Here is a 22,687-nt window from a genome sequence, read left to right on the forward strand (position 1 = left end):
TGTTTATGGCAGCATGATAATTGCTATGGAGTTAAAGGCTAGGGAGTTCATAATCTCTGATAGAACCTTCAGAAACTACATGAATAGATGAAAATTAGAATGAACTACTAGAAAGAAGAAAAGAAAATCTGAAAATAAAAATACAACTGTTGAATTTCAAGATCTCGTCAAAAGAAACTTTAATCCAGCAAAAGACAACATAATTACCACTGATGTCAGCTACATACCAGCAAAGTGTCACACAAAATTTTATCTATTTGTGGTAATTAGTCATAAGAACAAATTAATAGAATCATATAAACTAAGTATGACAAATAATACTAAATTAGTTTCCGATACATTAGAAACATTAACAACAAGGGAAAACATGATTGTGCACTCTGACCATGGGAGTCAATATAGCACAACGGATGCTAGAAGATTAAGCAAAAAAAAGAAATGCAAAATATCAATGAGAAGAGTCGGCAATTCTCTAGATAATAGATAAGTTGAATATTTTTTGGAAACATAAAATCAGAATGCTTCAATCATTTACTGACACATAATTATTCTTTTGATAAAATCAAAATCATTATTGATGATTATATCAGGTGGTATAATACAAAACAATACAAAGTAGACTACAATGAAAAGCATCGACTCATGTCAATGCTTACGCAATCTAAAGTGTAGAAATATTTTTCCAGGTTTAAGTTGTCCATTTTTTTCTTCTAATTCTAGTTCTTGCTTTTGCAGTCTTTTCTAGCTTAATTAACTTAGTAGCTTTACTTTCATCATTAAATGTTTGATATGCTTTTGTAATGGCTACTATTTTACCGACAATAGTAACAATGTCACCTTCTTGGAGAATGAAATTACCATCAACAATGTGAACTCTAGTTCCTCTTTTAACAGAAACAATTTTAACTTGTTGTAGATGAAGATCTTTTACAGGTGTGCCTGTTAAGCTCGTATCAGAGACCTCTGTTGAACCAATGGCATATCCATCACCAATCTCTTGTAATAATGAACTATATTTAATGAAATTAGCATTTGTAGCAATTAAGGCTGTTCTAATTCCCGCTTCAGCTTCGGGTCTAACAATAATATCAACCCCAATTTGTTCTAAAACTCTTTCATGCCGCTTTGATTTGGCTTTCGCAATAATATGTTTAACACCTAATTCTGATAAAGCAGCAACAATTTCAATATTGTCTTCAGCAGCAACAATAATTGTTTTAAATTTAGGAATACCAAGTTCTCTTAATGCACCAATATCAGCAGCATCAGCAATTGCTGTCGTTGCGATTCTGGCTGGTTGGATCAACTTTCTTTCATCGATATCAATTGCTAATACGAATTTCTTCATTTCTACTAATTGTTCAACAACAGATAATCCGAATTTCCCGACACCAATGACAGCTATATCTTTTTTATTGTTCATAAATCCCCTTATAATGTTATGAGGTAATTATAATAGAAATAAGAGTTTTTTTGTTTATTTTAGTATAATTATTAAATGAAAAAATATGGAAAAGATAAGAATTTATTAGTAAATATTAATAATAAATTGGCAAAATTATGGTTTGGTTTTAGGAGACTATCATTTGCGAAGCATATTATCTTTTTTTATTTTTTTATAACTTTGATTGGCTCACTGATCTTATTACTGCCAATATCTCGTAAAGTCGATGTGACATACATCAATTCTTTATTTACATCTGCTTCAGCTTTTTCTGACACAGGTTTAGTCACTATAACCACATCAGAAACATGAACCTATTTTGGGCAAGCTGTTATTGCAGTTTTAATTTTAATTGGGGGTATGGGTTGATTTGCTCTGAAGGTATACTTATTTAGTATTATCTTCAAAAGGCCCATCTCCTTTAAAACGCGAGAGGTTCTTTCTGCCGAAAGAGGTTCAACAAAGATTGGATCAACAACACAACTGATCAAGATATCAATCACGGTAATGTTTATTGTGATTATCGTTGCTTCAATTGTTTTAACATGTTATTTTTATTTTGTGCCAGTTGTTGGATCAAATAATCCGATTGCTAAACAAGATACAAATAAAATGCTCCATCAAGTTACACAATCAGGATTTACCAATGGATCATCTCCATATGGAAATTTAGAAAACGCAATTAGATTTGGTATCTTCCATTCCATCTCTGCAATTAATAATGCTGGTTTTGACATTATGGGACGTAATTCAATTTCGCCTTATTATCACCACTATGGTATGCAAATTATCTTTATTGTGTTATTCATTTTGGGCGGTATGGGATATCCGGTTATATATGATTTCTATTTATATATAACTAAAAAAATCAAAGGTGAAAGACATCTATTTTCACTTTTTTCCAAAATTTCATCTGCCACATATTTAATTATCGCTTTACTCTCAATCATTATTACCTTTTCGATTGAAGTAAATGCCAAAGATGCCTTTTGACACAATGATTACTATGGTTCTACTGGTGACAAAACTATGGCTTTGATTTTCAATACTCTTTCTACAAGAAATGCTGGATTCTCAACAATTGATATTCATTCGCTATCAAGTTCCACATTAATTGTTTTCTCCATATTAATGTTTATTGGTTCTGCTCCTTCTTCGACAGCTGGGGGAATCCGAACTACAACCATTGCTATTATCTTTATGAGTATTTGAGCTCGTATTAGAGGCAAAGACAATGTAATTGCCTTTAATAAACGTATTTCATCAAAAATTGTTTCGAAAGCCTTTATTGTTTTTGTGACTGCCTTTTTCCTAATTGTGCTTGCATCTATTATTACCGCCTCTTCATATCATGAACTGGATGGTAGGCAGCATACATTTACCGACATTGTCTTTGAGGTCACATCTGCCTTTGGAACAACAGGACTATCTACCGGGATCACGCCAAATCTCTCTGTAGGTGCGAAAATAACATTGATTATTGTCATGTTTATTGGACAATTAGGTGTCTCTTCATCATTGCTTGTATGAGGCGGAATAAAAAATAAAGGTAAAAGATATTCTCATATAAAAGAGGATATTACTATTGGCTAGAATTTCATCATCTTTTTTCCTTATTTATGTATAATTAATTAGCAAATAATTAGATGTGCCGGATTAGCTCAGCGGTAGAGCAGAGGACTGTTAATCCTTTGGTCACAAGTTCAAATCTTGTATTCGGCGCCAATAAGGCCTATTGGTGAAGCGGTTAACACACATGGTTTTCATCCATGCATTCGCGGGTTCAAGTCCCGCATAGGTCACCAAAATGCGAGATTAGCTCAGTTGGGAGAGCAACGCCCTTACAAGGCGTGGGTCGTGGGTTCGAGCCCCTCATCTCGTACCATTTTGCTTGCTTAGCTCAGTTGGTAGAGCAACGGTCTTGTAAACCGTAGGTCGTAGGTTCGACTCCTATAGCAAGCACCATTTTATTTGCGCTGTTAGCTCAGTAGGTAGAGCAGTTGGCTTTTAACCAATTGGTCAGAGGTTCAAATCCTCTACAGCGTACCATTTGCGCGAGTGGCGGAATTGGCAGACGCGCTGGTTTTAGGAACCAGTTCTTCGGAGTGAGGGTTCAAGTCCCTCTTCGCGCACCATTTCACATTAGTGATCAAGATACCATTTATGGTATTTTTTTATATATAATGAGCATATGTTTTATTTAATTGACAAACCAAAAGGAATGACATCCTTCAAAACTATTAAACAATTTGCTCGCGATAATCATATTCAAAAAATTGGTCATACTGGGACATTAGATCCTTTAGCAACAGGATTACTGCTAGTGGCCAGTGATGATGATACGAAGTTAATTGATTATATTGACAAAGGATTTAAAACTTACCACGCTTCTTTAGAGCTAGGCAAAACTTCTGATACTTATGATGTTGATGGTAATATAACAATTACTAATCAAACCATCCCTGCAAAAGAATTAATTGTGGATACCATTAATTCTTTTGTTTGTAAGCAACAACAAATGCCACCCATCTTTTCCGCCAAGCAAGTTAATGGTCAAAGAGCTTATGATTTAGCTCGTAAAGACCAAGTTGTAGCATTAAAAAGTGTTGCTGTAGAAGTGAAATCAATTACCAACATTCATGTGGATAAAATTATTGAATTTGATATTGAAGTTTCCAGAGGTACTTATATCAGAAGCATCATTCATGACTTAGGGACTAAGTTGGGATGTGGTGCAATCATGAGTGATCTAAGAAGAACCTCGATTGGTGATTTAACAACCGAAGATATTGGCAAGAAGATTAACATTTTTAAACTCTTAACTATTCCCATAATCAGGACTCCAGAAATGCAGGAATTAATTCAAGGTAAAAGAGTTAAAATAAAGAAAGAAGATGGTTTATATGCCTTGCAATATAAAGATGATATCTTTGGTATCGTAGAAGTTACCAACAATGTTTTAATTGGCAAAAAATTATTTGGTAATAAATTTAATCAAGAAAGGTTTTAAATGTATGTGACAAGATTTCCCAATAAGATAACTAACAAAAAGACGACCTTAATTCTTGGATCTTTTGAGTCTTTTCATAATGGACATTTTAAGCTTGTAAAAAAAGCAAGAGAATTCAATAACCAGATTGTTATGATGATTATTGAAAACCCAGAAGATATCCCTGGGGCATCTAAAGAGGTATTTCAACCATTAGATATCAGATTACAAAATTTATCGAATGTAGATATTGATTTTGTGGTGGTGGTAAAATATGACACATCAATTGCAGCTATGGATGGCCATAAATTTTTAGAAAAAATGATAAAAATAACCAATGCTAAAAAAATTGTTTCGGGTAAAGATTTTGCCATGGGAAAAGGAAGACATTTGAAAGCAACCGATATTAAAGATAATGTTATTATTGATATTTTAAAAGTTAATGGAGCAAAAGTGTCTACTTCCATTTTAAAAGAATCATTGCAACTAGGAAATGTTGATCTGATTAAAAAGATTACACCATTTACCTATATTAATAAATTTAAAGTAAATGCCAAGAAGGAAATAAACTTTGATCATTCCATAAAATTACACAATGGTTTATATGCTTGTTTTTCTATTGTTAATGATATTAAATATTGGTCATACCTTGAAGTGCCAATTGATGAAAAACCCAAGTTAATTATTCCACAATTAAAGGTTGTCAACAAGGCTTTTGAAGCAATTGTTGAGATTCATAAGAGAGTGAAAATAATTGTAAAAGATTCCCAAAATAGAACTACTGAAGAAGATATTGCTAAGGTAATAAATATTTTGCAATTAGAATCTTTTTCACTATAATAAATGAGCATAAAAAATGTAGTCGTACTCGGTTTGAATGTTTAAATTCTTGCTGGGACGTACTTGAAATAAACACGAAAGGATCAACATGATCTCAAAAGCAGAAAAAATTGAACTAGTTAAAAAATTCGGCAAGAATGAAAAAGACTCAGGAGATTCAGCAGTTCAAGTTGCCATTTTAACAGCAGAAATTGAATCTCTAAAAAAACACTTTGAAGTCAATAAGAAAGATAAACATTCTAAAAGAGGTTTCTTAGCTAAAATTGCGCTCAGAAAAAAATTATTATCTTATTTAAAAAAACAAGATTACAACAGATACCAAGAAACAATTAAAGCGCTTGGTCTAAGAAAATAATTATTTATACATTTTAAAGTAAATCAAAAGACATATATTTTGAATGGAATATGTGTCTTTTACTAACAATTATTTTTCAATCCCAAGCAATACATATAACATTACTCTTTTAATGCGGGATGAGGTATATCTTCGGGAGTTGGTGCGATCAATAAAGTCGTCAAATGTTCTAGCATCAATATGTTTTTTAAAGAGATTTTCCATCCCTTCAGAAATCATTTTATTTTTGGCTAATTTCTTGGCAGGAGTTTCTAAAATTATTTTTTGAAATTTTTTATAATGATCTTCAATTCTTTCTGGTATTTTTTTAAATTTCACAGGAGTATATTTTGATATATCTCTACCCATGAATATTTGTTTTCTGATATATGAAGCAGATGCAAATTCCATATTCGGAACATCAGAATGAAAATCAACTGTTCTTTTAATAGTGTGAGGAGTTATTGGCAAATCATTATTAACAATTACTTTACAATACTCTAATCCTAAAATGTCATTAGGCAATGAAATAGGATTTCCAATTAATTTAGTTAAAGATTGAGCTGCGGCTTTTGGAAAAGAATATCCCATTTTTAAAAATTGCTTAAGGATAACATTATATTTTTCTTCATTATCTTTTATTGCTTTTGCTATAGTCATTAAACGTTTTGGGTCATTTGATTCAGAACCAAAGAATAATTTATCAATCTTTAATTCACTTGCAATCATTACAGCACCATAAGCAAATATATGAGCTGCTTGAGTAGCATACTCAAAAGGCAACTCGACAACTTTATCAGCTCCATGTTTTAATGCCATTTCCATTCGATCTGAAAACGAGGCAATTGCTAATTCTCCTCTTTGTACATATTTACCAGACATGATAATCGTTATCTTATCATTGGGTCACCTTCTTTTAGCTTCTTTTAATTGGTGTATGTGTCCATTATGAAATGGATTATATTCTGCAATGATTCCTATACTCATATACAAATCATAAAACATTTACAATAAATTAAAACTTTTTGTTATAATTTTTTAGCAAAACACACATAAGGAGACATCATGGCTATAGTACCAAAACGTAAAACCTCGAAACAGAGAAAAAGAACCAGAAGATCTCATCATGCGCTTTCTCAACCAAACTTGGCTACAGTCAATGGTGAAAAAGTTCCACATAGATTAGTTAATTTTTTTAAGAGAGAAGACTTATCAAATAAAGATAAGTAATACATATATTTAACCACTGCTTCTAATTGCAGTGGTTTTTTTATAAACAATATTTAAAAATATTATTTTATTGCAACACAATTATTTTATTTATATATAATAATAGTGGTAAGAAATGGGAGGAAGTGGTAATGTTTGGAAATTTCAACAGAAGTTTAGATGACAAAAACAGAGTTATGATTCCTTCTAAGTTGCGTTTGCAGCTTAGTGAAATTTGTTACATCACAAGAGACTTAGATAATGTTCTAGTTTTAAGAGATGAAACTAATTTTAAGGAATGATCAACAACCTTAATGTCATTAAATACACTTGATAAACAGGCTCGGAAATTTGCGCGTGTGTTACTAGGAAGAACTTCTGAAGTTACCATCGACAAACAAGGTCGAATCCAATTTAATCAGAACATCATGACCCAAACATCTCTTACCAAAGAATTAGTATTTATTGGAGTCGGAAATAAAATTGAAATACATTCTAAAGAAGATTTTGAAAAAATACAACAAGAATTTGAGAAAACTAATTCATTAGATGAATTAGCCAATCAACTTCTTAATAAAGGTGCAAAACTGTAATGACTAAACACATTTCGGTGATGCTAACAGAATCAATGACTGCTCTTTCACTTAAACCTGATGGGGTATATGTTGATTTAACATTGGGGAGAGGTGGACACTCTTCCGAAATTTTAAAGACACTTGAAAATGGCATGCTCTTGGCATTCGATAAAGATAAAACAGCGCTTATTGAAAGTGCAAGCGATCTTAATCAAATATCAAATAAATACCAACTAGTACATTCAGACTATAGAAATTTAAAGAACGAACTAGATAAACTTGGTATTAATGTTGTTGATGGCATCTTTGCAGATCTTGGAGTCTCATCTCCTCAACTAGATGAAGCGCAAAGAGGATTTTCTTATTCTAAAGATGCTCCTCTTGATATGCGGATGAATCAAAACCAAGAAGTAAGCGCTTATGACATTGTCAATTCATACAGTGAAGAAGAGTTGGTCAAGATATTTTGAAGTTTTGCAGATGTAAAGCTCCCAAAAAGAGTTGCGAAAGGTATTATTTCAAATAGACCAGTTAAGACAACATTAGAATTAGTCGATGTTATTAGGAGTTCACTTCCAGCAGCTATAGTTCGTAAAAAGAATCCAGCTAAAGCTGTTTTCCAAGCGATACGAATAGCTGTGAATGAAGAACTAGAAAGTCTTGAAAAAATGTTAATTGATGCTACTGACTTGTTAAGAGTTGGTGGTTCGTTAGCCATCATTACTTTTCACTCTATCGAAGACAGAATTGTTAAAAGGTTTTTTAAGCAGTTTATAGAAGATAAAACCGGGAAACTTCCAATCATTATTGAGCGGAAATGAACGGCCAAAAATTATAAACCTTCAAAAAACGAAATTGAAGTAAATCGAAGATCTCGTAGTGCGAAATTAAGAGTACTTACAAAACTAAAGGATTAAAACATGAAAAGAAACATTGCAACTACTATCCAATTTACTAAAAAGAAAATTTTCTTGATAGTAATTGAATCAATAGCAACCAACAAGGTTGAGATTTTTAGTAGTTCAGCACACCTCCATGATGCCTCATCTTTTTTAGATGAAGCATTAAGAGAAGCTAATGCAATAATAGGCGGCGTGATTGAGGATGTATCTGTTGTTGTTAATTCATCAAAAGAAACTAAGGCAAGCATTAAACCCTTTTTACAATCGATTAAGATTTCTGGCACAATTGTCTCAGAAGTTGACATCGAAAATGCGGTCCAATTGACTAAGTCAAGTTTTGAAGAAAAAGGCAGAAAAGTTATTCTTGTTCAACCTATTAAATATAAAGTCTTTGACATATTATGAAAATCATATGACAAAGCACCAATTAATAAAACTGGTAGTAAATTAAAAGTTACATCTGTTGTAACAACGATCGCCTTTAATATTTATGAATTTATCACTCAACTAATTAATTCAAAAAACCTGAAGATAAATAAGTTTTTACTATCGCATCAAGCGATTAGTCAAAATAATTTATCTGAATCTGCATTAGCAGAAGGGGCTATTTTGATTCATGTTGAAGGCAACGAAACGTTTATTACGATAAATAAAAATTCATCAACAATAGCGTCAATGTCAATTTATGATTTTGGATTCAAATCTCTTGAAGCCGGAATTAGTAAATTGTTTGGTTGTTCTAAAGAAGAAGCTAAAAAAATGATTACTCTTTATGGATCATTTAATCAAAATATAAATCGTGTTATCTTTCGAAAATACGTGAACCATAAAGAAAAATTATTTATGCAAACTGATTTAAATAAGATCATAGATTCATTTGTTGAAAAACTATTAATGGTATCAAAACAATTCATTACCCAGAAAAAAGTTTCAATGCTGCCAATTATTATTTCAGGCAGGGTTGAACAAATTGATGGAATACTGGAATTTGCTAAAGCGAGTTTTGGGGCCAATCATGTTTCAATCTATAATCCTTTGACTTATATTTCTGCAAGTTCAAAGAATATTTGTGCAATTGGTATCACTTTATTTAACGAAAGGATTAATGAAATTCTTGGGCGGCAAAATAACACTATTGTGGAAACTAACCCCCAAAGAATCTCATCACTGAAAAAAGAAGATAGTAAAAATAATATCATGAAAAGGATAATTGAAAAATTAGGAGGAAAAAATGTTTGAAAATAATAATGAAAAAAATAATACAAGCAACAACGAAGTAAGACAAAAAGTTGATGCAGTTGCAAGAATTAAAGTAATTGGAGTTGGCGGTGGAGGAAACAACACTATTCATTCAATGATTAGAGAGGGAATTGAAGGTGTTGAATTTATTGTCGCTAACACTGATGAACAAGTATTAAATTCAACAATTGCAAACACCATTTTACCTTTAGGTAGATCTGTTAAAGGGCTAGGAGCTGGAGCTAATCCAGAAGAAGGTCGTAAAGCAGCTTTAGAATCTGAAAACGAAATTAAGGAAACTATCAAAGGTGCAGATATGGTAATTATTGCTGCAGGTATGGGAGGTGGAACGGGTACTGGAGCAGCTCCTATAATCGCTAAGATAGCTAAAGATATGGGCGCATTAACAATCGGAATTGTAACAACACCGTTCTCATTCGAGGGTACACAAAGATCCAAGAATGCTGCTGAAGGACTTGAGAATATTAGGGCAGCTTGTGATTCACTAATAGTTGTGTCTAACGATAAGTTATTAGAACAATTTGGAGGAATCTCACTTAAAGATTCATTTATCTATGCAGATAAAATCTTAAAGCAAACTGTTAGAACCATTACAGACCTGATTGCTATACCGGCTCTGATTAATCTTGACTTTGCTGACGTAACAACAGTTATGAAAGACAAAGGAACAGCATTAATCGGTATCGGTCGTGCTACAGGTGACGATCGAGCTTCAAAAGCGGCAATACATGCAATTTCTTCTCCAATTTTAGATGCTTCTATCAATGGAGCATCACATGCAATTATCAACATTTCAGGTGGAGATATCACATTAGCAGAAGCAAGTAAAGCCGTAGATACAATTAAGCAAGCAGCTAATTCAGATCTTAACATTATATTTGGTGTTTCTATTGTCGAAAGCCTAGGTAAAGACATTCAAGTTTCGGTCATTGCCACAGGTCTTGTCGAAAATAAAGAGCTAACAAGTGAAGAGATTTTGAAAGAAGCTTCTAATGCTGTTGAAACTATGAATATCGATTTTGAAAATGACAAAACTCGTGAACTGCTTATGTCTGATCCACTTCCTGAAGAAGAAAAACTTCAAATCGATGATGAGATCGAACTTCAAAATTCACCTTGAGATAGTGACGATGATGACGATGATGAGCTTCCAGCTTTTTTAAGAAAATAAAAAGTTATTTTAAAGATGATGTATTGTTTCCATATTCATATGGATTTAGCAAAATCTAATATCTAACTGCTATCGTAATATAAAAGTTGAAAATTTATTTTCCAATCTAGATAGATTAAAAGGACCAATAAGGGTCCTTTTAATTACTCTTTTTTATTATTTTCTGTTCATATACCTAAACTGATTAATGCTTATTTGCTATAATGAAATTGTCTCAACTTGGGACGCAAATTCACGGAATGAATCTGATTGTGATAAAAAAGGTAATTACGCTACCTAATGTTGTAGTTACTACTGTATACCAAAAAAACAAATGTATTAAAAGATTTTTTTAATGTGCCATGTTGAATGTGTTTATGCAACATGAGATTGGGCCATCGTCCGATCAAGAATAATAAACGATGATGTTTATATTCCTTTGACAACCACAGTCGTAAGATTGGTAAAGTGGCGGCCATGAATATAATGGGTAAAAAAGAAGAATTTTTTGGCACACTTGGGTCCTTTGGATTAAGGTTCCACAATATGGAATTCTTTAAGACAGGGATGACTAGCGACCTAGAAACAAAAAGACAAAATATAAAGATTATTACTTCAATTATCCAAACATCTGATGCAGCAAATTATAGTGGTGTATCATAATCAGTGACGTTGAAGTTAGTAGCGACCGAAAAAATGTTATTATTTGCAATGAAGCAATCGGGACAAATAAATCAGCGGCGATGATAATTTCTGTGATTGCCACTGCAGTATGGAACAAAATGCATGTTACTGATTTGGATCAATTCAATTGATTTTATGCATCACTATTTTCTAGGACGACAGATATTATTCATATAGCAGCAACACAGTTAAGTAAAAGGGTGGTTAAATAATGAATCAACTAGTTTCACTAAAACGTAAGAGGTTGTACGATAAAAAATGCAGAAGATACACTAATTCAATTAATGGAAAATTGTATTTAACAATTGCTGATGCTGATTTTAAGGTATCGAAAGCAATCATAAAAGATGTTGTTTCATGTGTTGAAATAGGTGATATTTCTTATAAATATCAAAAGGATGAGTTGTATGATGCTGTTAACAAATGGTATAAAAAATCATGAGATATTGATTTTGATAAAGAAGACATTTTATTTGCAAATGGCGTTCTTTATTGAATACATGTTGCTATTTATGCCTTTAGTAAAAAAGGTGATAACATCTTAGTAATGCCACCTGTTTATGATCCGTTTTATAATTTGATTAAAAGAACTGATCGTAAAATGATTAAGAGCAATTTAGTTTATAAAGACCATAAATGAGCAATAGATTTTAAAGATTTAGAAAAGAAAATGGTTCTTTCTAAATTATTACTTCTTTGTTCACCTCATAATCCCACAGGTAATATCTGAACTAGAGAGCAATTAATTAAAATAAATGATTTAGCTATTAAACATAATGTTATTTTAGTGGCGGATGAAATATGGCAAGATGTTATTTTGGATGGTAACTTTGAACACTCTTTAAATCTGAAGAATGTCTCCAAGGTTGTCCATATTGCTTCCCCGGCTAAAACTTATAATCTCGGTGGACTACAATATGGTCATATGATTTGTAAAAATACAACATTAATGAAACAAATGGCTAAAGGGCATGATGCCTTAATGAGTTATTCTTCCTCACAACCATGAATAACAGCTGCAGTTGTCTCTGCTTATACAAATCCCAAAAACAATGTTTGAAAAAATGAATACATTGATCTTCTAAGTTATAATGCACACAAATTATCAAATTTCTTAAAAGATAATGATTATAATTATGCATATCCATATGGAGTATCATTGATGTTTATTGAATTGGGTGATAAAAAAATGCATTCTGATGTTATGTTAAAGAAATTATTTGATCTTGGGGCGGTTGTCACGCCTGGACATAATTATGGAAGTGAATATAAAACTTGAGTAAGAGTAAATATTGCTATTAGTGCTAAAGATATGGCTTTATTTATTAAAATTTTAGAACAATTAAAAAACAATGGAAAGGATTAACATGAAAATAATTAATTCAAAAAATGCACCTAGTGCAATCGGGCCATACTCACATGCTGTTGCTGCTAATGGAATGTTATATGTATCTGGACAAATACCTTTTGCTCCAAAGATGATGATATGTGTTGGGGGTGGGATAAGAGAACAAACTAAGCAATCATTAGAAAACCTTAAAGCAGTGATTACTGAAGCGGGAACTTCACTAGATAAAGTTGTTAAAGTAGGGGTCTTCTTAAAGGATCTAAAACAATTCAATGACATGAATGAAGTTTATGCTACATACTTTAATCATCATAAGCCCGCTAGGACTTGCCTTGAGGTTGCGCGTTTACCAAAAGATGTATTAATTGAAATAGAAGCAATTGTTTCACTTACTTAAAAATCACTATATATGATTATCTAACTCTATGATTGAACAAAAACGAGAAGAGCTTTATAACTTAGAAAAATAACTTGATATGCCACTTTGTTATAAATAAATTTTCTTGTAATCTAAAATTAAGTGTTAATAGGTAATGAATGAAGCAACTCATTAGAACTAACATTTAAGATTAATAAATGCAACAAAATGCTAATTAATCGCGTAAAACTTATGGAAAATTTATGTGTAAAAAATAAATAACATATTATTTAGTTTAAATATGGTTTAATTATAATTGATGATAAAAATTAATTGAGAATTAAGCGATTGCAGCAACCCCCTTTCCAAGGGAAACTATTACATTCAATTATCTATTTCAAATATATAACCTACATGGTTATATTTTTTTATTTTTTTCATTAAAAAAGGAGAACAAATGAATAAAAATATGAAAGAGAATGAGAGTAGATCAATAATAATTAATATTAAAGAAAAGGAGACACATGAATAAGCACATAAGTTATAAGGGATTTTGAACAATGCTAGCATTAATGTTTGGCTTTACCATTTTTTCAGCTTCTGTAATGTCAGGTGCTGGACTAGCAAAAGAGATGGCCACATGAAAAGGAGCAATAGCTATATTGATGGGTAATGTTATTTTAGCATTATATGGAGCAACATTAGCATTTATATCTAGTAAAAGAAAGAAGAATTTGGATGGTGTTTTAAAAAGAGCCTTTGGCAAAAATGGAGCCATAATTCCTTCGATGGTCATGATCGCGACACAAACAGGATGATTTGGAGTTGGAATCGCAATGATAGCAATCCCGCTAGGGATGTATTCTAATGTTTCACCATGAGCATATGTTTTTATTTTTGGTGGACTTATAATGCTTACAGCCTTTTTTGGTATCAAATCATTAACTATAATTTCTATTGTTGCGGTGCCGCTTGTGCTTATATTGGGATTTATCGCTATTGGTATGTCTGTTGGTCTTGGAACATATAAGCATCACATTACCGGTAATACAAATTTTTGGGTCGCGATTTCCATAGTAATAGGCACCTTTATTTCTGGTGCAACCTTTGTGCCTAATTTTGCTGTAAATGCAAAATCAACAAAAATCGCAGTTTCAACAACAGCCTTAGCCTTCCTTGTTGGTAATGGTTTAATGATTTCTTTTGGATTTATTTCACAACTATTTATTGCAGACCAAGTATTGGGGTTTGTAACTATAACAGATGCTATATCAAACAAAATAACAAACGGAATGTTTTTAATCACAATGGGTATAATCATCTTAATTTTAAATATATGAACAACAAATGATTCTGGATTATATTCTATTTCTCTTGGATTAAACCACTGAATCAAGATGCCGATATACTCAGATGGTATTATTAAGTGAAAAGAAATACCCAAAAGAATATGAGTTGTCGTTTTTGGACTCTTGGGATCAGCTGCTTCCATATGATTGTATACCAACTTTATTGTATTTTTAAGTTATATGAATAGATTTGTTCCACCAATTGGAGCTCTAATCATGATTAATTATTTATTCAAAAACCAGGAGACAAGATTCACATGAAAGGAATGTAAGTTATTGGAAATATTTTTCATGGCATTATCAACGGGATTAACATTTATTCCATTATTCACAATTTATGCTCCGCTTGTATCTTTCGGGTTTACAGTTGTTCTTTACTTGCCATATATTCTCTTAGAAGAAAAATATTTTCCGACAAAAATTAATATTATAGAAGATAAAAAGGATGGAGCCTAAAATGAAATTATTGCTACAAAACGTATCGTTAAATAATGATACTACTGACATAATGATTGAAAATAATGTAATAAAAATAATTCAAAAAAATATAAAAGGCATAATGGATAAATCAATTGATTGTCACAATTCATTAGCATTACTACCTTTTAATGATGCACATGTACACATTGATTCGGCTCTAACTGCAGGAGAACCAAGGTTTAATGAATCTGGTTCATTGTTTGAAGGGATAGAAATATGAAGTGAAAGAAAAACAAAATTAAATGAAAAATGTTTTATTGATAGAACCGATAAGTTATTTGAAAAATATATTAATAACGGAGTTCAAAACATCAGAGCCCATGTTGACATAACTGGCAATGGCGTTGAAATCATAAAGTGAGCAGTAAAACAAAAAAAGAAATGGGAAGATAAAATATATATCCAGCTAGTAGCTTTTCCTCAGGATGGAATTTTAACTAAGCCAGAATTTAAGAATAATTTATTGAAAGCCATTGAATATGGAGTTGATGTTCTTGGCGGAATTCCACATTATGAAATGTCCCTAAAGCACGGATGAGAGTCTATTGACTATATTCTCAAAACCGCTAAGGAAAATGATGTGTTAGTTGATATGCATTGTGATGAAATTGACGATCCAAATTCAAAATTCTTAGAATACCTTGCAGCTAAAACTTATGAATTAGGATTAAGTGGAAAGGTCACAGCTTCACATACAACCGCTTTTGCTAGATATAACAATGCCTATGTAAGAAAACTATGGGGTATACTAAAAAAATCAAAAATGAATTTTATTGCCAATCCTCTTGTTAATATTCATTTAGGAGGAAGATTTAATGAAGTGGATAAAGGCAGAGGGATAACAAGGGTGAAAGAGATTTTAGATCAAAATTTAAATGTCGCCTATGGGCATGATGATATACAAGATCCATGATATCCATTAGGTGATGCAAATTTATTGCAAGTGCTTTTTATGGGGATTCATTTGAATCACTTAACAGGTTATAAACAAATTTTGAATTCCATAAATTTAATAACAAGAAATAGTGCTAAGCTAATGTTTATTGATTATCCAGAAATAGCAGAAGGTAACGTAGCGAATTTTTTGATAATGAATGAATCAAACATCTACGATGTCATTAGAAAAATCGATAGAGTTAAGTTTAATATCAAAAACGGCATCATTATAAATAAATCCGATTCACTGTAATAACTCTAATATTAATTTAGATAAATTATCAAATATATTACTAAATATAGAAACGATTGTAAATACAATGGTTTAATTTATTGGATTTTAATTAGTGTTTTTTATTCTATAATTAATACAAACAATTAATGATGATTATGGAGAAAAATGAAAAAAATTATTAGTAAAAAAATTGAAAAAATTTGAGGGTATGAAATATGGATGTACTCTCCAGTAAAAGGGATGGAAACAACATTTGAGGATGGCAAATTAACAACCCATGGTCCCTTGATTAAAATTATTCAAGCAAATAGACCACTATCTGTACAAGTGCACCCCGATGATGATTTTGCTAAAGAATTAGAAAATGAGGAAAATGGTAAAACAGAATCATGATATATCTTAAATCACGATCCTGATGCTAAAATAGTGATTGGTTTAAAACATTATGATGAACAAATTATTAGAAAAAAAATATCTGATGGATTATTTGAAGATAATTTAAAATTTATTAATGTTAAAATAGGTGATTTTTTTAATATTCCAGCAGGATTAGTCCATGGGATTGGAGCAGGTATTAAAGTGTTGGAAGTGCAACAGCCTTCTGATACAACATATAGATACTTTGATTACAATAGATTAGAAAATGGTAAGCCAAGAGAATTGCACATTGACAAGGCAATCAAAGTCCAAAAAAAACTTGCTTATAACTTGGAACCTATCTCACAAAAACCATTGACATATAAGAACGCAGTTGGGAGACAAATTTTTTGTGTAGAACCTTCAACATTAAAGGAAGATTCTATCGTGATTGATTTGAATAACGAAGTTGCATATTTAGCCGAAAAAAATGAAATGATTAACTTTAGCAAGTATGTTATTGTTAGCTTATGAAATACATAATTTTCTTAGAAAGATCTACATGTCAACCTGAAAAAAAATATTCTATACTTCTAAATAAAAGAAGTGCATTTTTTATTTGCTATAATGGTGATAATGTTAAAACATAATTACCACACACATACTGTTTTATGTAACCACTCAAGTTTGACTATAGAAGATCAAGTGTTGCTTGCTATTCAAAATAAGCTTAAGACGATTGGTTTTTCTGAGCATATTGATTTACCATCTGGCGATGATGGATTAAGACTTGCAAATTTTGTTGCATTTAAAAAATTCGTTAAAGGCGCTTTGCTAATGAAAGAAAAGTACAAAAACCAGATCGATGTGAGAATTGGTTTGGAATCAGAAATTATTGATCCACAAACAGGCCTGCTTCTTTTTGACCATATCAAAAAGCGCCTTTCTTATCCTGGTGTGGAATATTTTATTATTGGTCATCACTTTTATCGTGATGGAGTTTATTCCAAGACAAGACTCAATACCATGAAAGAATCAAAGTTCTATGTCAACGCCTATAAAAAGGCTTTAAAAGAACTAAAACCTTTATATCTTGCTCATCCAGACGTCTTTTTAAATACAAGGGGTGATGCCGAGTGACAACCGCAAGAGAAATATATCGCAAAGCATATTCTGAAGCTTTCAAAAAAACATAATATTATTTTAGGAATTAATCTTAGTGGTCTGCGTCACAAAGAAAACTACCCCAATATGCGCTTCTTTGAAATGGCAAAAGATGAAGGATGTGTGGCCATTATAGAATTAGATGCTCATAGCACTAATGATTGAAGTGCTGAATATATTAAAAAAACTTATGCCTTTGCTAAAAAAACTAAAATAAAACTTGTAGATAAAATAGACTTTTAGGGCAAGTCAATATTTTTGTATTGTGGATTATATGTTTTTTAAAATTTTGATTATTTTTATGATACTAGCTCTATTTGCTGCTATTAATTTAGGCATAAGAAAATCAGTTGAATGAACAATTCCGTTTATAATGGTGCTCCATTGAGCTAACATATTATGCTGTATTTTATTTCCTTTTTTAGCAATGAGTTGTCTGCCAATAATTCCATTAATAAATAAATCAAAGTTTACTTCTTTTAGTGCAGACATATCGTTGATTATATCATCCATATTATCCATTGAATATTGCAATTGTCCGTCGATGGATATATATTTTTTAATTTTTTCTGCAGAAAGATATTTCGGCATCAAAATATTGTCTAAAAAATAATCAACATTAATAATGGAACTCCTGTTATGGAAGAATACGTTAGTAATGGTCTTGAAATATTCTACATTAGTATTGGTATCAATATCAAATATTTGATCAGCTTTTCCTCAGTATCTCGAGGATATTAATAGTGCAGCAAAATCAGCTTCATTCATCACATATTTATCCCCGTCAAGATTAATTTCCCCTTCTCCATATAGGAGTTGATTTCAAAAATAGTTTATATATATTTGGTTTCAACGTAAGCTGTGTTCATTTGTGATTATTTTAAAATCTAATTCTTTATCTTCTTCTTCATTGGTCATATCTAAACTCATTGATGAATGAATAATTTCATTGTTATTTGACACTATTATTATCTTTTTATCTAATCCTTTTAAATATTTCAACTCCATTGATATTTGGAAATCACAAAGACTATCAAATACCCCATCAATAATTATAGTTGGCTTGTCTGACTTCTTAATAATGTCATTAATTTTTTCGGTGATCTTGTTATGATCAAAAATATTTTGAATATCTGCAGGAGATATCAGCAGGTGCTCCTCATTATTAGTGAGCGCATTCACTGTTTCTGTTTTTCCAGATTTTGGTTCTTTCACAAGTATGTGCACATCATTCCTAATGGATTTTATAGCATTTTTAATCATTTATTCTCCAATTGTTAGTTATAAATTGTTTTTAATCCAAATCAATAGACTTAAATATAAAATAACATTTAAATTATATAAACATATTGATTTACCATATTTTATTTTTTGATAACAATTCATTAATTTTATATTGTTTTTTATTATTATGCATATTTTATATAATAAGATAGTGAAACAATTAACTGAAAAGCTATTAATGAAATAACAAAGAAGTATAATTATGCTATTTATATCGAAACATTGTTAAAAAATAATGACATTATTGAAGAAAACTACAAATTGTCCATTATTAACATGTGCATTAGTTATGAAGCATATATATCTGATTTATTTGATATGGTTTTTCACAAAAACCCTAAATATAACCATCCATGATCAAACACTAGAGAAATAATTAATCGTTTTAAGATTGATGTTACTAATGAATATAAAAATGCTCATGATGCATGAGATTACTACAACACTCTTAAGCATATTAATCAGGCAATGAACCATGAATATGAAAAATTAGTAAAAAATATGATTTAATAACTAGTTGCAAAAAAGCATCATCATTTGTTTATCATACATTAAAATCATCCTTAATGATTTGATCCAGTTAATATTTGCTTAGGGAGTTTGACACAATTATTTTGTCCTCTATAATGTAGAACTTTTATCTCAAAAACAAAAATTAAATACTACAAAATGCTATTTTTGGCATAATACTATGGATGAGAAATTATTTATCTTTTTTGATTGTTGAAAAATTCATTGTTTGCATTGTAATTATACATTGAGTGGTATTGTCTCCAGTGTTAAAATATGATTTATTCATTGTATTGTCCGTGCTTTGCTAATTCTCCATATCATTTTGCAGACTTTTTAGCACTTATCTTGCCTGTTTTTATATCTAAACTATAAAGACCGTATCTGTTCTTATATGCATTAAGTCATGACCAGTTATCAATATATGTTCACATATGGTATCCGATACAATTCGCGCCTTCAGAAATCGCTTTATGAACATAGTGCAAATGTTCCTTGAAAAATTCAATACGATAATCATCCATGATAATTCCGTCTTTTTTTCATATTTCTTCATTTTGAATTCCGATACCATTTTCAGCAATAAACATCTTTTGATTATTGTAATTATTTTGTATATTCTTAATCATTAAATAAATTGCTTCAGGAAAAATTTCTCATCCTCTATGTTTGTTAATTTTCCTATTGGGCATTTCATAGTCATCATAAAGTTGGCCTTCCAAAGGTTTATATAAATTAAATGATTGTTTGTTTACAACTTCTTTTGTCCTTTTTGGTGTGTAGTAATTTAATCCTAATAAATCAATTCCGATATTTCTTTTAATTATATTTATTTCCTCATTTGTCATTTCTCACATATAACCATTTTGTTTTGCATGATTAATTATTTCTTGCGGAAATTCTCCTTTAATAATGGGATCCAGAAATGATCTATATTGAAATAATGATGCTCACTTTGCTGAATTAATATCTTCTTCAGTATCTGATCTTGGTATAACAGGAGTGATATTTAATATAATCCCTATTTCACTTTTTAGATTCATTTCTTTAAATAATTCCACACTTCTTAAATGGGCAATTAAATAATTAAATAATGATTGGTATCCTTTTTTAACATCATATATAGCTGGCAAATGAAACTTATTGAAATATCCCATTTCAACTGGAACAATTGGTTCATTGAATGTAAATCAATAATCAACAATATGGCCAAATTCTTCAAAACAAATCTTAGCATAATAAATATAAGCATCTATGGCTTCTTTAGTTTCAAATCCGCCTTTTTCATATAGTCATAATGGCATATCAAAATGCATCAAATTAACAAGTACTTTCATCCCAGAATTTTTAATACATTGTAGATAGTCTTTATAAAATTGAACGGCATCTTGTGAAACATTTTTTCCATCTGGAATTAATCTAGTTCACTGTATTGATGTTCTTAAAGAATTGAAATTTGTTTCTTTTGCTTTTTGGACATACTCTTTATAACGGTTTCTTGCATCACCCAGAACATATTTATTGTCATAAAAGTTGCCACCATTTTTATATCAATAATCTCATACGGATTGTGTTTTTCCGTCCATATTAATTCCGCCTTCTGTCTGTGGTCCTGACGTTGCTGAACCAAACATGAAGTTACTTGGAAACTTTATAGTTTTTGTCATATTTAATCTCCTATTTACTTAGAGTGCATAACTTAAATCATCTTAAATTATAATATATTACATCTATCATATAGTATTAATTTCTAATCTGAAAATTAGGTTCACATATTCCTGGACAAAACAATCAATTTTTAATCTCTCATATAAAACGTAAAACTACATTAATTATTTATTGAATATAATTTTATATTATAATAATAATGTCTGACAGGAGTACCACAAGGTTGAGATACATCCTTAATGACCTGATCCGGTTAATACTGGCATAGGGAGTCGACACAATTCTTTTTGTGTCCTCCTAATCATAGGAGGATTTTATTTTCAAAATTAAAAAAATAGCAATATTACAAATTACTATGGTCGGAATTATGTTAGGACTTATCACTGTCTTTAAATACATAGATGGAATTATTCCAAAGACACCACTTGGATATGCATGATTAGAGTTATATATGGTTTTCGGAGTAATTATGTTGTTAGTCTTACCTTTTATGACATCACTTTTAGTGTTGATCACAGCTCCGTTTTTACGGTTTGCTTTAGGACAAACATTTCAAGCAAGTCTAGCAAGTTTTATTTTAGATTATACATCACTAGTATTGGGTTTATTAATTGTTTATCCAATGAAATTTATTAAAAACAAATGAATCTTCATACCATGCTTAATTTTGTTGATTATAGTTATTTTTAGTATTAAAGAATTTTGGCATACCACTTCAGGAGTTGTGGCTTATAAAGTCAGTTGAGGATTATCATCATCATTAAATGCCCTTATTGTTTTCATTACAATGGCAGCAATGGTTTTTGCCTTGATTATGATACCTAAACTAAAAATGTTGCAAAAACTTGCTACAAAAAAAGAGTTCAAATGATCTTAAAAGATAAAACAACAACAAAGATAATCCGTAAAGGTTATTTAAATACAGTTTATAAACAAGATGATTTATATATTAGAGAACCAAAAGAAGTTAAATCTAATCTAGAAAATGAAGTTAAAATCTTTAACGCCCTGAATATAAAAACCCGCCTGAATAATAGTGGTGTCATGACTCGTTCATGAATTAACGGAGAGACTATTGTAAAGTGAACATCGCCCATTTTGAATTTAGTTAAAGAGAAGATTGAAGAACTGCACAAGTTGCACATAGATGGTCTTTCAGTCCATGATTGGACTAAATATGATAAGTGGTTAGCTAAATTACCGATGGAGTATTTAAGTGATTTTAAAAACAAACGTAATTTACTTAAAAATTATAACCATGTGGTTTCACACAATGATTTAAATAAAGAAAACATGTTGATTAATAAAGGCAAAATAACCTTTATTGATTATGAATGGTCTAACATGAATGTTGAGTTATTTGATTATGTTCAATTTTATGTTACCGAAGGTGAGTTACTTGTTAAAAAAAGTAATGAATTCAATGAATTATTATTTGTTTCTTTATGTTATTTTTATTTATGGACCTTTGATGTGCCAAAGTCTAATTTTGTTCTTCATTTACGTGCTAAATACAAAAAGATGCTCTCAAAATAACTAGTGTTGTGAAGCAGTAATTTATTGAAGCAGTAATGAAACAACACGGGCGGTTTCTTCGGAAATGCTTTGATA

At 30.7% G+C, this 22,687-nt stretch carries 26 protein-coding genes and 6 tRNA genes; 28 read left to right on the forward strand and 4 right to left on the reverse strand.

The genetic code is table 4. The features are described 5' to 3' along the window. The first annotated feature begins 13 nt into the window (after positions 1-13). Together O3I44_RS01485 and O3I44_RS03655 are read left to right on the forward strand one after the other, a co-directional pair. A complete protein-coding gene (locus O3I44_RS01485; RefSeq protein WP_303717428.1) occupies positions 14-487 on the forward strand; it encodes a DDE-type integrase/transposase/recombinase in 474 nt (157 codons plus the stop codon). Positions 488-507: 20 nt separating this feature from the next. Beyond that, a complete protein-coding gene (locus tag O3I44_RS03655; RefSeq protein WP_373317548.1) occupies positions 508-672 on the forward strand; it encodes an IS3 family transposase in 165 nt (54 codons plus the stop codon). Positions 673-688: 16 nt separating this feature from the next. Here the strand turns inward: O3I44_RS03655 and O3I44_RS01490 are convergent, their stop codons facing one another. Continuing rightward, the gene (locus O3I44_RS01490) at positions 689-1,423 is read right to left on the reverse strand and encodes a potassium channel family protein (protein WP_303717429.1); all 735 of its coding nucleotides are present in this window, start codon (positions 1,421-1,423) and stop codon (positions 689-691) included. Between the two features lie 75 nt (positions 1,424-1,498). Between O3I44_RS01490 and O3I44_RS01495 the strand changes: the two genes are divergently transcribed. The 10 genes from O3I44_RS01495 (at position 1,499) to rpsO (ending at position 5,628) form a co-directional block, all read left to right on the forward strand. Then, complete coding sequence (locus tag O3I44_RS01495; protein ID WP_303717430.1) at positions 1,499-3,037, forward strand: TrkH family potassium uptake protein; 1,539 nt, start codon at positions 1,499-1,501, stop codon at positions 3,035-3,037. A gap of 57 nt (positions 3,038-3,094) precedes the next feature. Continuing rightward, positions 3,095-3,169: transfer RNA gene (locus O3I44_RS01500), tRNA-Asn, on the forward strand. A gap of 4 nt (positions 3,170-3,173) precedes the next feature. Then, a tRNA-Glu gene (locus tag O3I44_RS01505) sits at positions 3,174-3,249 on the forward strand. Positions 3,250-3,253: 4 nt separating this feature from the next. Next, positions 3,254-3,329: transfer RNA gene (locus O3I44_RS01510), tRNA-Val, on the forward strand. Positions 3,330-3,333: 4 nt separating this feature from the next. Further along, positions 3,334-3,409, forward strand: a tRNA-Thr gene (locus tag O3I44_RS01515). Between the two features lie 8 nt (positions 3,410-3,417). Next, positions 3,418-3,493 (forward strand) — tRNA-Lys (locus O3I44_RS01520). 3 nt (positions 3,494-3,496) lie between these two features. Further along, a tRNA-Leu gene (locus tag O3I44_RS01525) sits at positions 3,497-3,579 on the forward strand. 56 nt (positions 3,580-3,635) lie between these two features. Further along, a complete protein-coding gene (gene truB / locus O3I44_RS01530) occupies positions 3,636-4,454 on the forward strand; it encodes a tRNA pseudouridine(55) synthase TruB (RefSeq protein ID WP_303717431.1) in 819 nt (272 codons plus the stop codon). Next, a complete protein-coding gene (locus O3I44_RS01535; protein ID WP_303717432.1) occupies positions 4,455-5,273 on the forward strand; it encodes a hypothetical protein in 819 nt (272 codons plus the stop codon). An 88-nt stretch (positions 5,274-5,361) separates the two neighbouring features. Further along, positions 5,362-5,628, forward strand: a complete 267-nt coding sequence (gene rpsO, locus O3I44_RS01540; protein ID WP_303717433.1) for a 30S ribosomal protein S15 — start codon at positions 5,362-5,364, stop codon at positions 5,626-5,628. A gap of 69 nt (positions 5,629-5,697) precedes the next feature. On the opposite strand, the gene O3I44_RS01545 is transcribed toward rpsO, so the two are convergent. Continuing rightward, complete coding sequence (locus O3I44_RS01545; protein WP_303717434.1) at positions 5,698-6,594, reverse strand: nucleotidyltransferase; 897 nt, start codon at positions 6,592-6,594, stop codon at positions 5,698-5,700. A 78-nt stretch (positions 6,595-6,672) separates the two neighbouring features. On the opposite strand from O3I44_RS01545, the gene rpmF reads away from it, so the two are divergent. The 13 genes from rpmF to O3I44_RS01610 all read left to right on the forward strand — a co-directional run bounded on the left by rpmF (position 6,673) and on the right by O3I44_RS01610 (position 17,857). After that, positions 6,673-6,837: a 50S ribosomal protein L32 gene (rpmF, locus tag O3I44_RS01550; protein WP_303717435.1), complete on the forward strand. Its 165-nt coding sequence runs from the start codon at positions 6,673-6,675 to the stop codon at positions 6,835-6,837. A gap of 131 nt (positions 6,838-6,968) precedes the next feature. Further along, positions 6,969-7,409 (forward strand): division/cell wall cluster transcriptional repressor MraZ, encoded by a 441-nt coding sequence (gene mraZ, locus O3I44_RS01555; RefSeq protein WP_303717436.1) that lies wholly within the window; start codon positions 6,969-6,971, stop codon positions 7,407-7,409. After that, positions 7,409-8,308: a 16S rRNA (cytosine(1402)-N(4))-methyltransferase RsmH gene (gene rsmH / locus O3I44_RS01560; protein ID WP_303717437.1), complete on the forward strand. Its 900-nt coding sequence runs from the start codon at positions 7,409-7,411 to the stop codon at positions 8,306-8,308. The genes mraZ and rsmH overlap by 1 nt, the downstream gene beginning before the upstream one ends. A gap of 3 nt (positions 8,309-8,311) precedes the next feature. After that, positions 8,312-9,538 (forward strand): cell division protein FtsA, encoded by a 1,227-nt coding sequence (locus O3I44_RS01565; RefSeq protein ID WP_303717438.1) that lies wholly within the window; start codon positions 8,312-8,314, stop codon positions 9,536-9,538. Beyond that, entirely contained in the window at positions 9,525-10,724 is a 1,200-nt protein-coding gene (gene ftsZ / locus O3I44_RS01570) for a cell division protein FtsZ (protein ID WP_303717439.1), read from the forward strand. The genes O3I44_RS01565 and ftsZ overlap by 14 nt, the downstream gene beginning before the upstream one ends. 363 nt (positions 10,725-11,087) lie before the next feature. Further along, complete coding sequence (locus tag O3I44_RS01575; RefSeq protein ID WP_303717440.1) at positions 11,088-11,366, forward strand: hypothetical protein; 279 nt, start codon at positions 11,088-11,090, stop codon at positions 11,364-11,366. 80 nt (positions 11,367-11,446) lie between these two features. Beyond that, positions 11,447-11,599 (forward strand): hypothetical protein, encoded by a 153-nt coding sequence (locus tag O3I44_RS01580; protein ID WP_303717441.1) that lies wholly within the window; start codon positions 11,447-11,449, stop codon positions 11,597-11,599. After that, a complete protein-coding gene (locus O3I44_RS01585) occupies positions 11,599-12,753 on the forward strand; it encodes an aminotransferase class I/II-fold pyridoxal phosphate-dependent enzyme (protein WP_303717442.1) in 1,155 nt (384 codons plus the stop codon). Before O3I44_RS01580 ends, O3I44_RS01585 begins: the two co-directional genes overlap by 1 nt. A 1-nt stretch (position 12,754) precedes the next feature. Next, positions 12,755-13,132, forward strand: coding sequence for a RidA family protein (locus O3I44_RS01590; RefSeq protein ID WP_303717443.1), 378 nt, complete (start codon positions 12,755-12,757; stop codon positions 13,130-13,132). A gap of 485 nt (positions 13,133-13,617) precedes the next feature. Next, a complete protein-coding gene (locus O3I44_RS01595; RefSeq protein WP_303717444.1) occupies positions 13,618-14,898 on the forward strand; it encodes a cytosine permease in 1,281 nt (426 codons plus the stop codon). Position 14,899: 1 nt separating this feature from the next. Further along, entirely contained in the window at positions 14,900-16,111 is a 1,212-nt protein-coding gene (locus tag O3I44_RS01600; protein ID WP_303717445.1) for an amidohydrolase family protein, read from the forward strand. 147 nt (positions 16,112-16,258) lie between these two features. Continuing rightward, the gene (locus tag O3I44_RS01605) at positions 16,259-16,993 is read left to right on the forward strand and encodes a class I mannose-6-phosphate isomerase (RefSeq protein ID WP_303717446.1); all 735 of its coding nucleotides are present in this window, start codon (positions 16,259-16,261) and stop codon (positions 16,991-16,993) included. Positions 16,994-17,086: 93 nt separating this feature from the next. After that, a complete protein-coding gene (locus O3I44_RS01610) occupies positions 17,087-17,857 on the forward strand; it encodes a PHP domain-containing protein (RefSeq protein WP_303717447.1) in 771 nt (256 codons plus the stop codon). A gap of 27 nt (positions 17,858-17,884) precedes the next feature. On the opposite strand, the gene O3I44_RS01615 is transcribed toward O3I44_RS01610, so the two are convergent. After that, positions 17,885-18,877 carry a hypothetical protein gene (locus O3I44_RS01615; protein WP_303717448.1) on the reverse strand — a complete coding sequence of 331 codons (993 nt, stop codon included), beginning with the start codon at positions 18,875-18,877 and terminating at the stop codon, positions 17,885-17,887. A 243-nt stretch (positions 18,878-19,120) separates the two neighbouring features. Here O3I44_RS01615 and O3I44_RS01620 point away from each other — a divergent pair, with 243 nt between their 5' ends. After that, positions 19,121-19,408, forward strand: coding sequence for a hypothetical protein (locus tag O3I44_RS01620; protein WP_303717449.1), 288 nt, complete (start codon positions 19,121-19,123; stop codon positions 19,406-19,408). 281 nt (positions 19,409-19,689) lie between these two features. On the opposite strand, the gene O3I44_RS01625 is transcribed toward O3I44_RS01620, so the two are convergent. Next, the gene (locus tag O3I44_RS01625; RefSeq protein WP_303717450.1) at positions 19,690-21,075 is read right to left on the reverse strand and encodes a glycoside hydrolase family 1 protein; all 1,386 of its coding nucleotides are present in this window, start codon (positions 21,073-21,075) and stop codon (positions 19,690-19,692) included. Between the two features lie 356 nt (positions 21,076-21,431). Here O3I44_RS01625 and O3I44_RS01630 point away from each other — a divergent pair, with 356 nt between their 5' ends. Next, the gene (locus O3I44_RS01630) at positions 21,432-21,953 is read left to right on the forward strand and encodes a hypothetical protein (protein ID WP_303717451.1); all 522 of its coding nucleotides are present in this window, start codon (positions 21,432-21,434) and stop codon (positions 21,951-21,953) included. Further along, positions 21,944-22,612: a protein kinase family protein gene (locus O3I44_RS01635; protein ID WP_303717452.1), complete on the forward strand. Its 669-nt coding sequence runs from the start codon at positions 21,944-21,946 to the stop codon at positions 22,610-22,612. Before O3I44_RS01630 ends, O3I44_RS01635 begins: the two co-directional genes overlap by 10 nt. The last annotated feature ends 75 nt before the right edge of the window (positions 22,613-22,687 follow it).

Origin of the sequence: Candidatus Mycoplasma mahonii (genome assembly GCF_030550815.1) — a bacterium.
Taxonomy (GTDB): Bacteria; Bacillota_I; Bacilli_A; order Mycoplasmatales; family Metamycoplasmataceae; genus Mycoplasma_O; species Mycoplasma_O mahonii.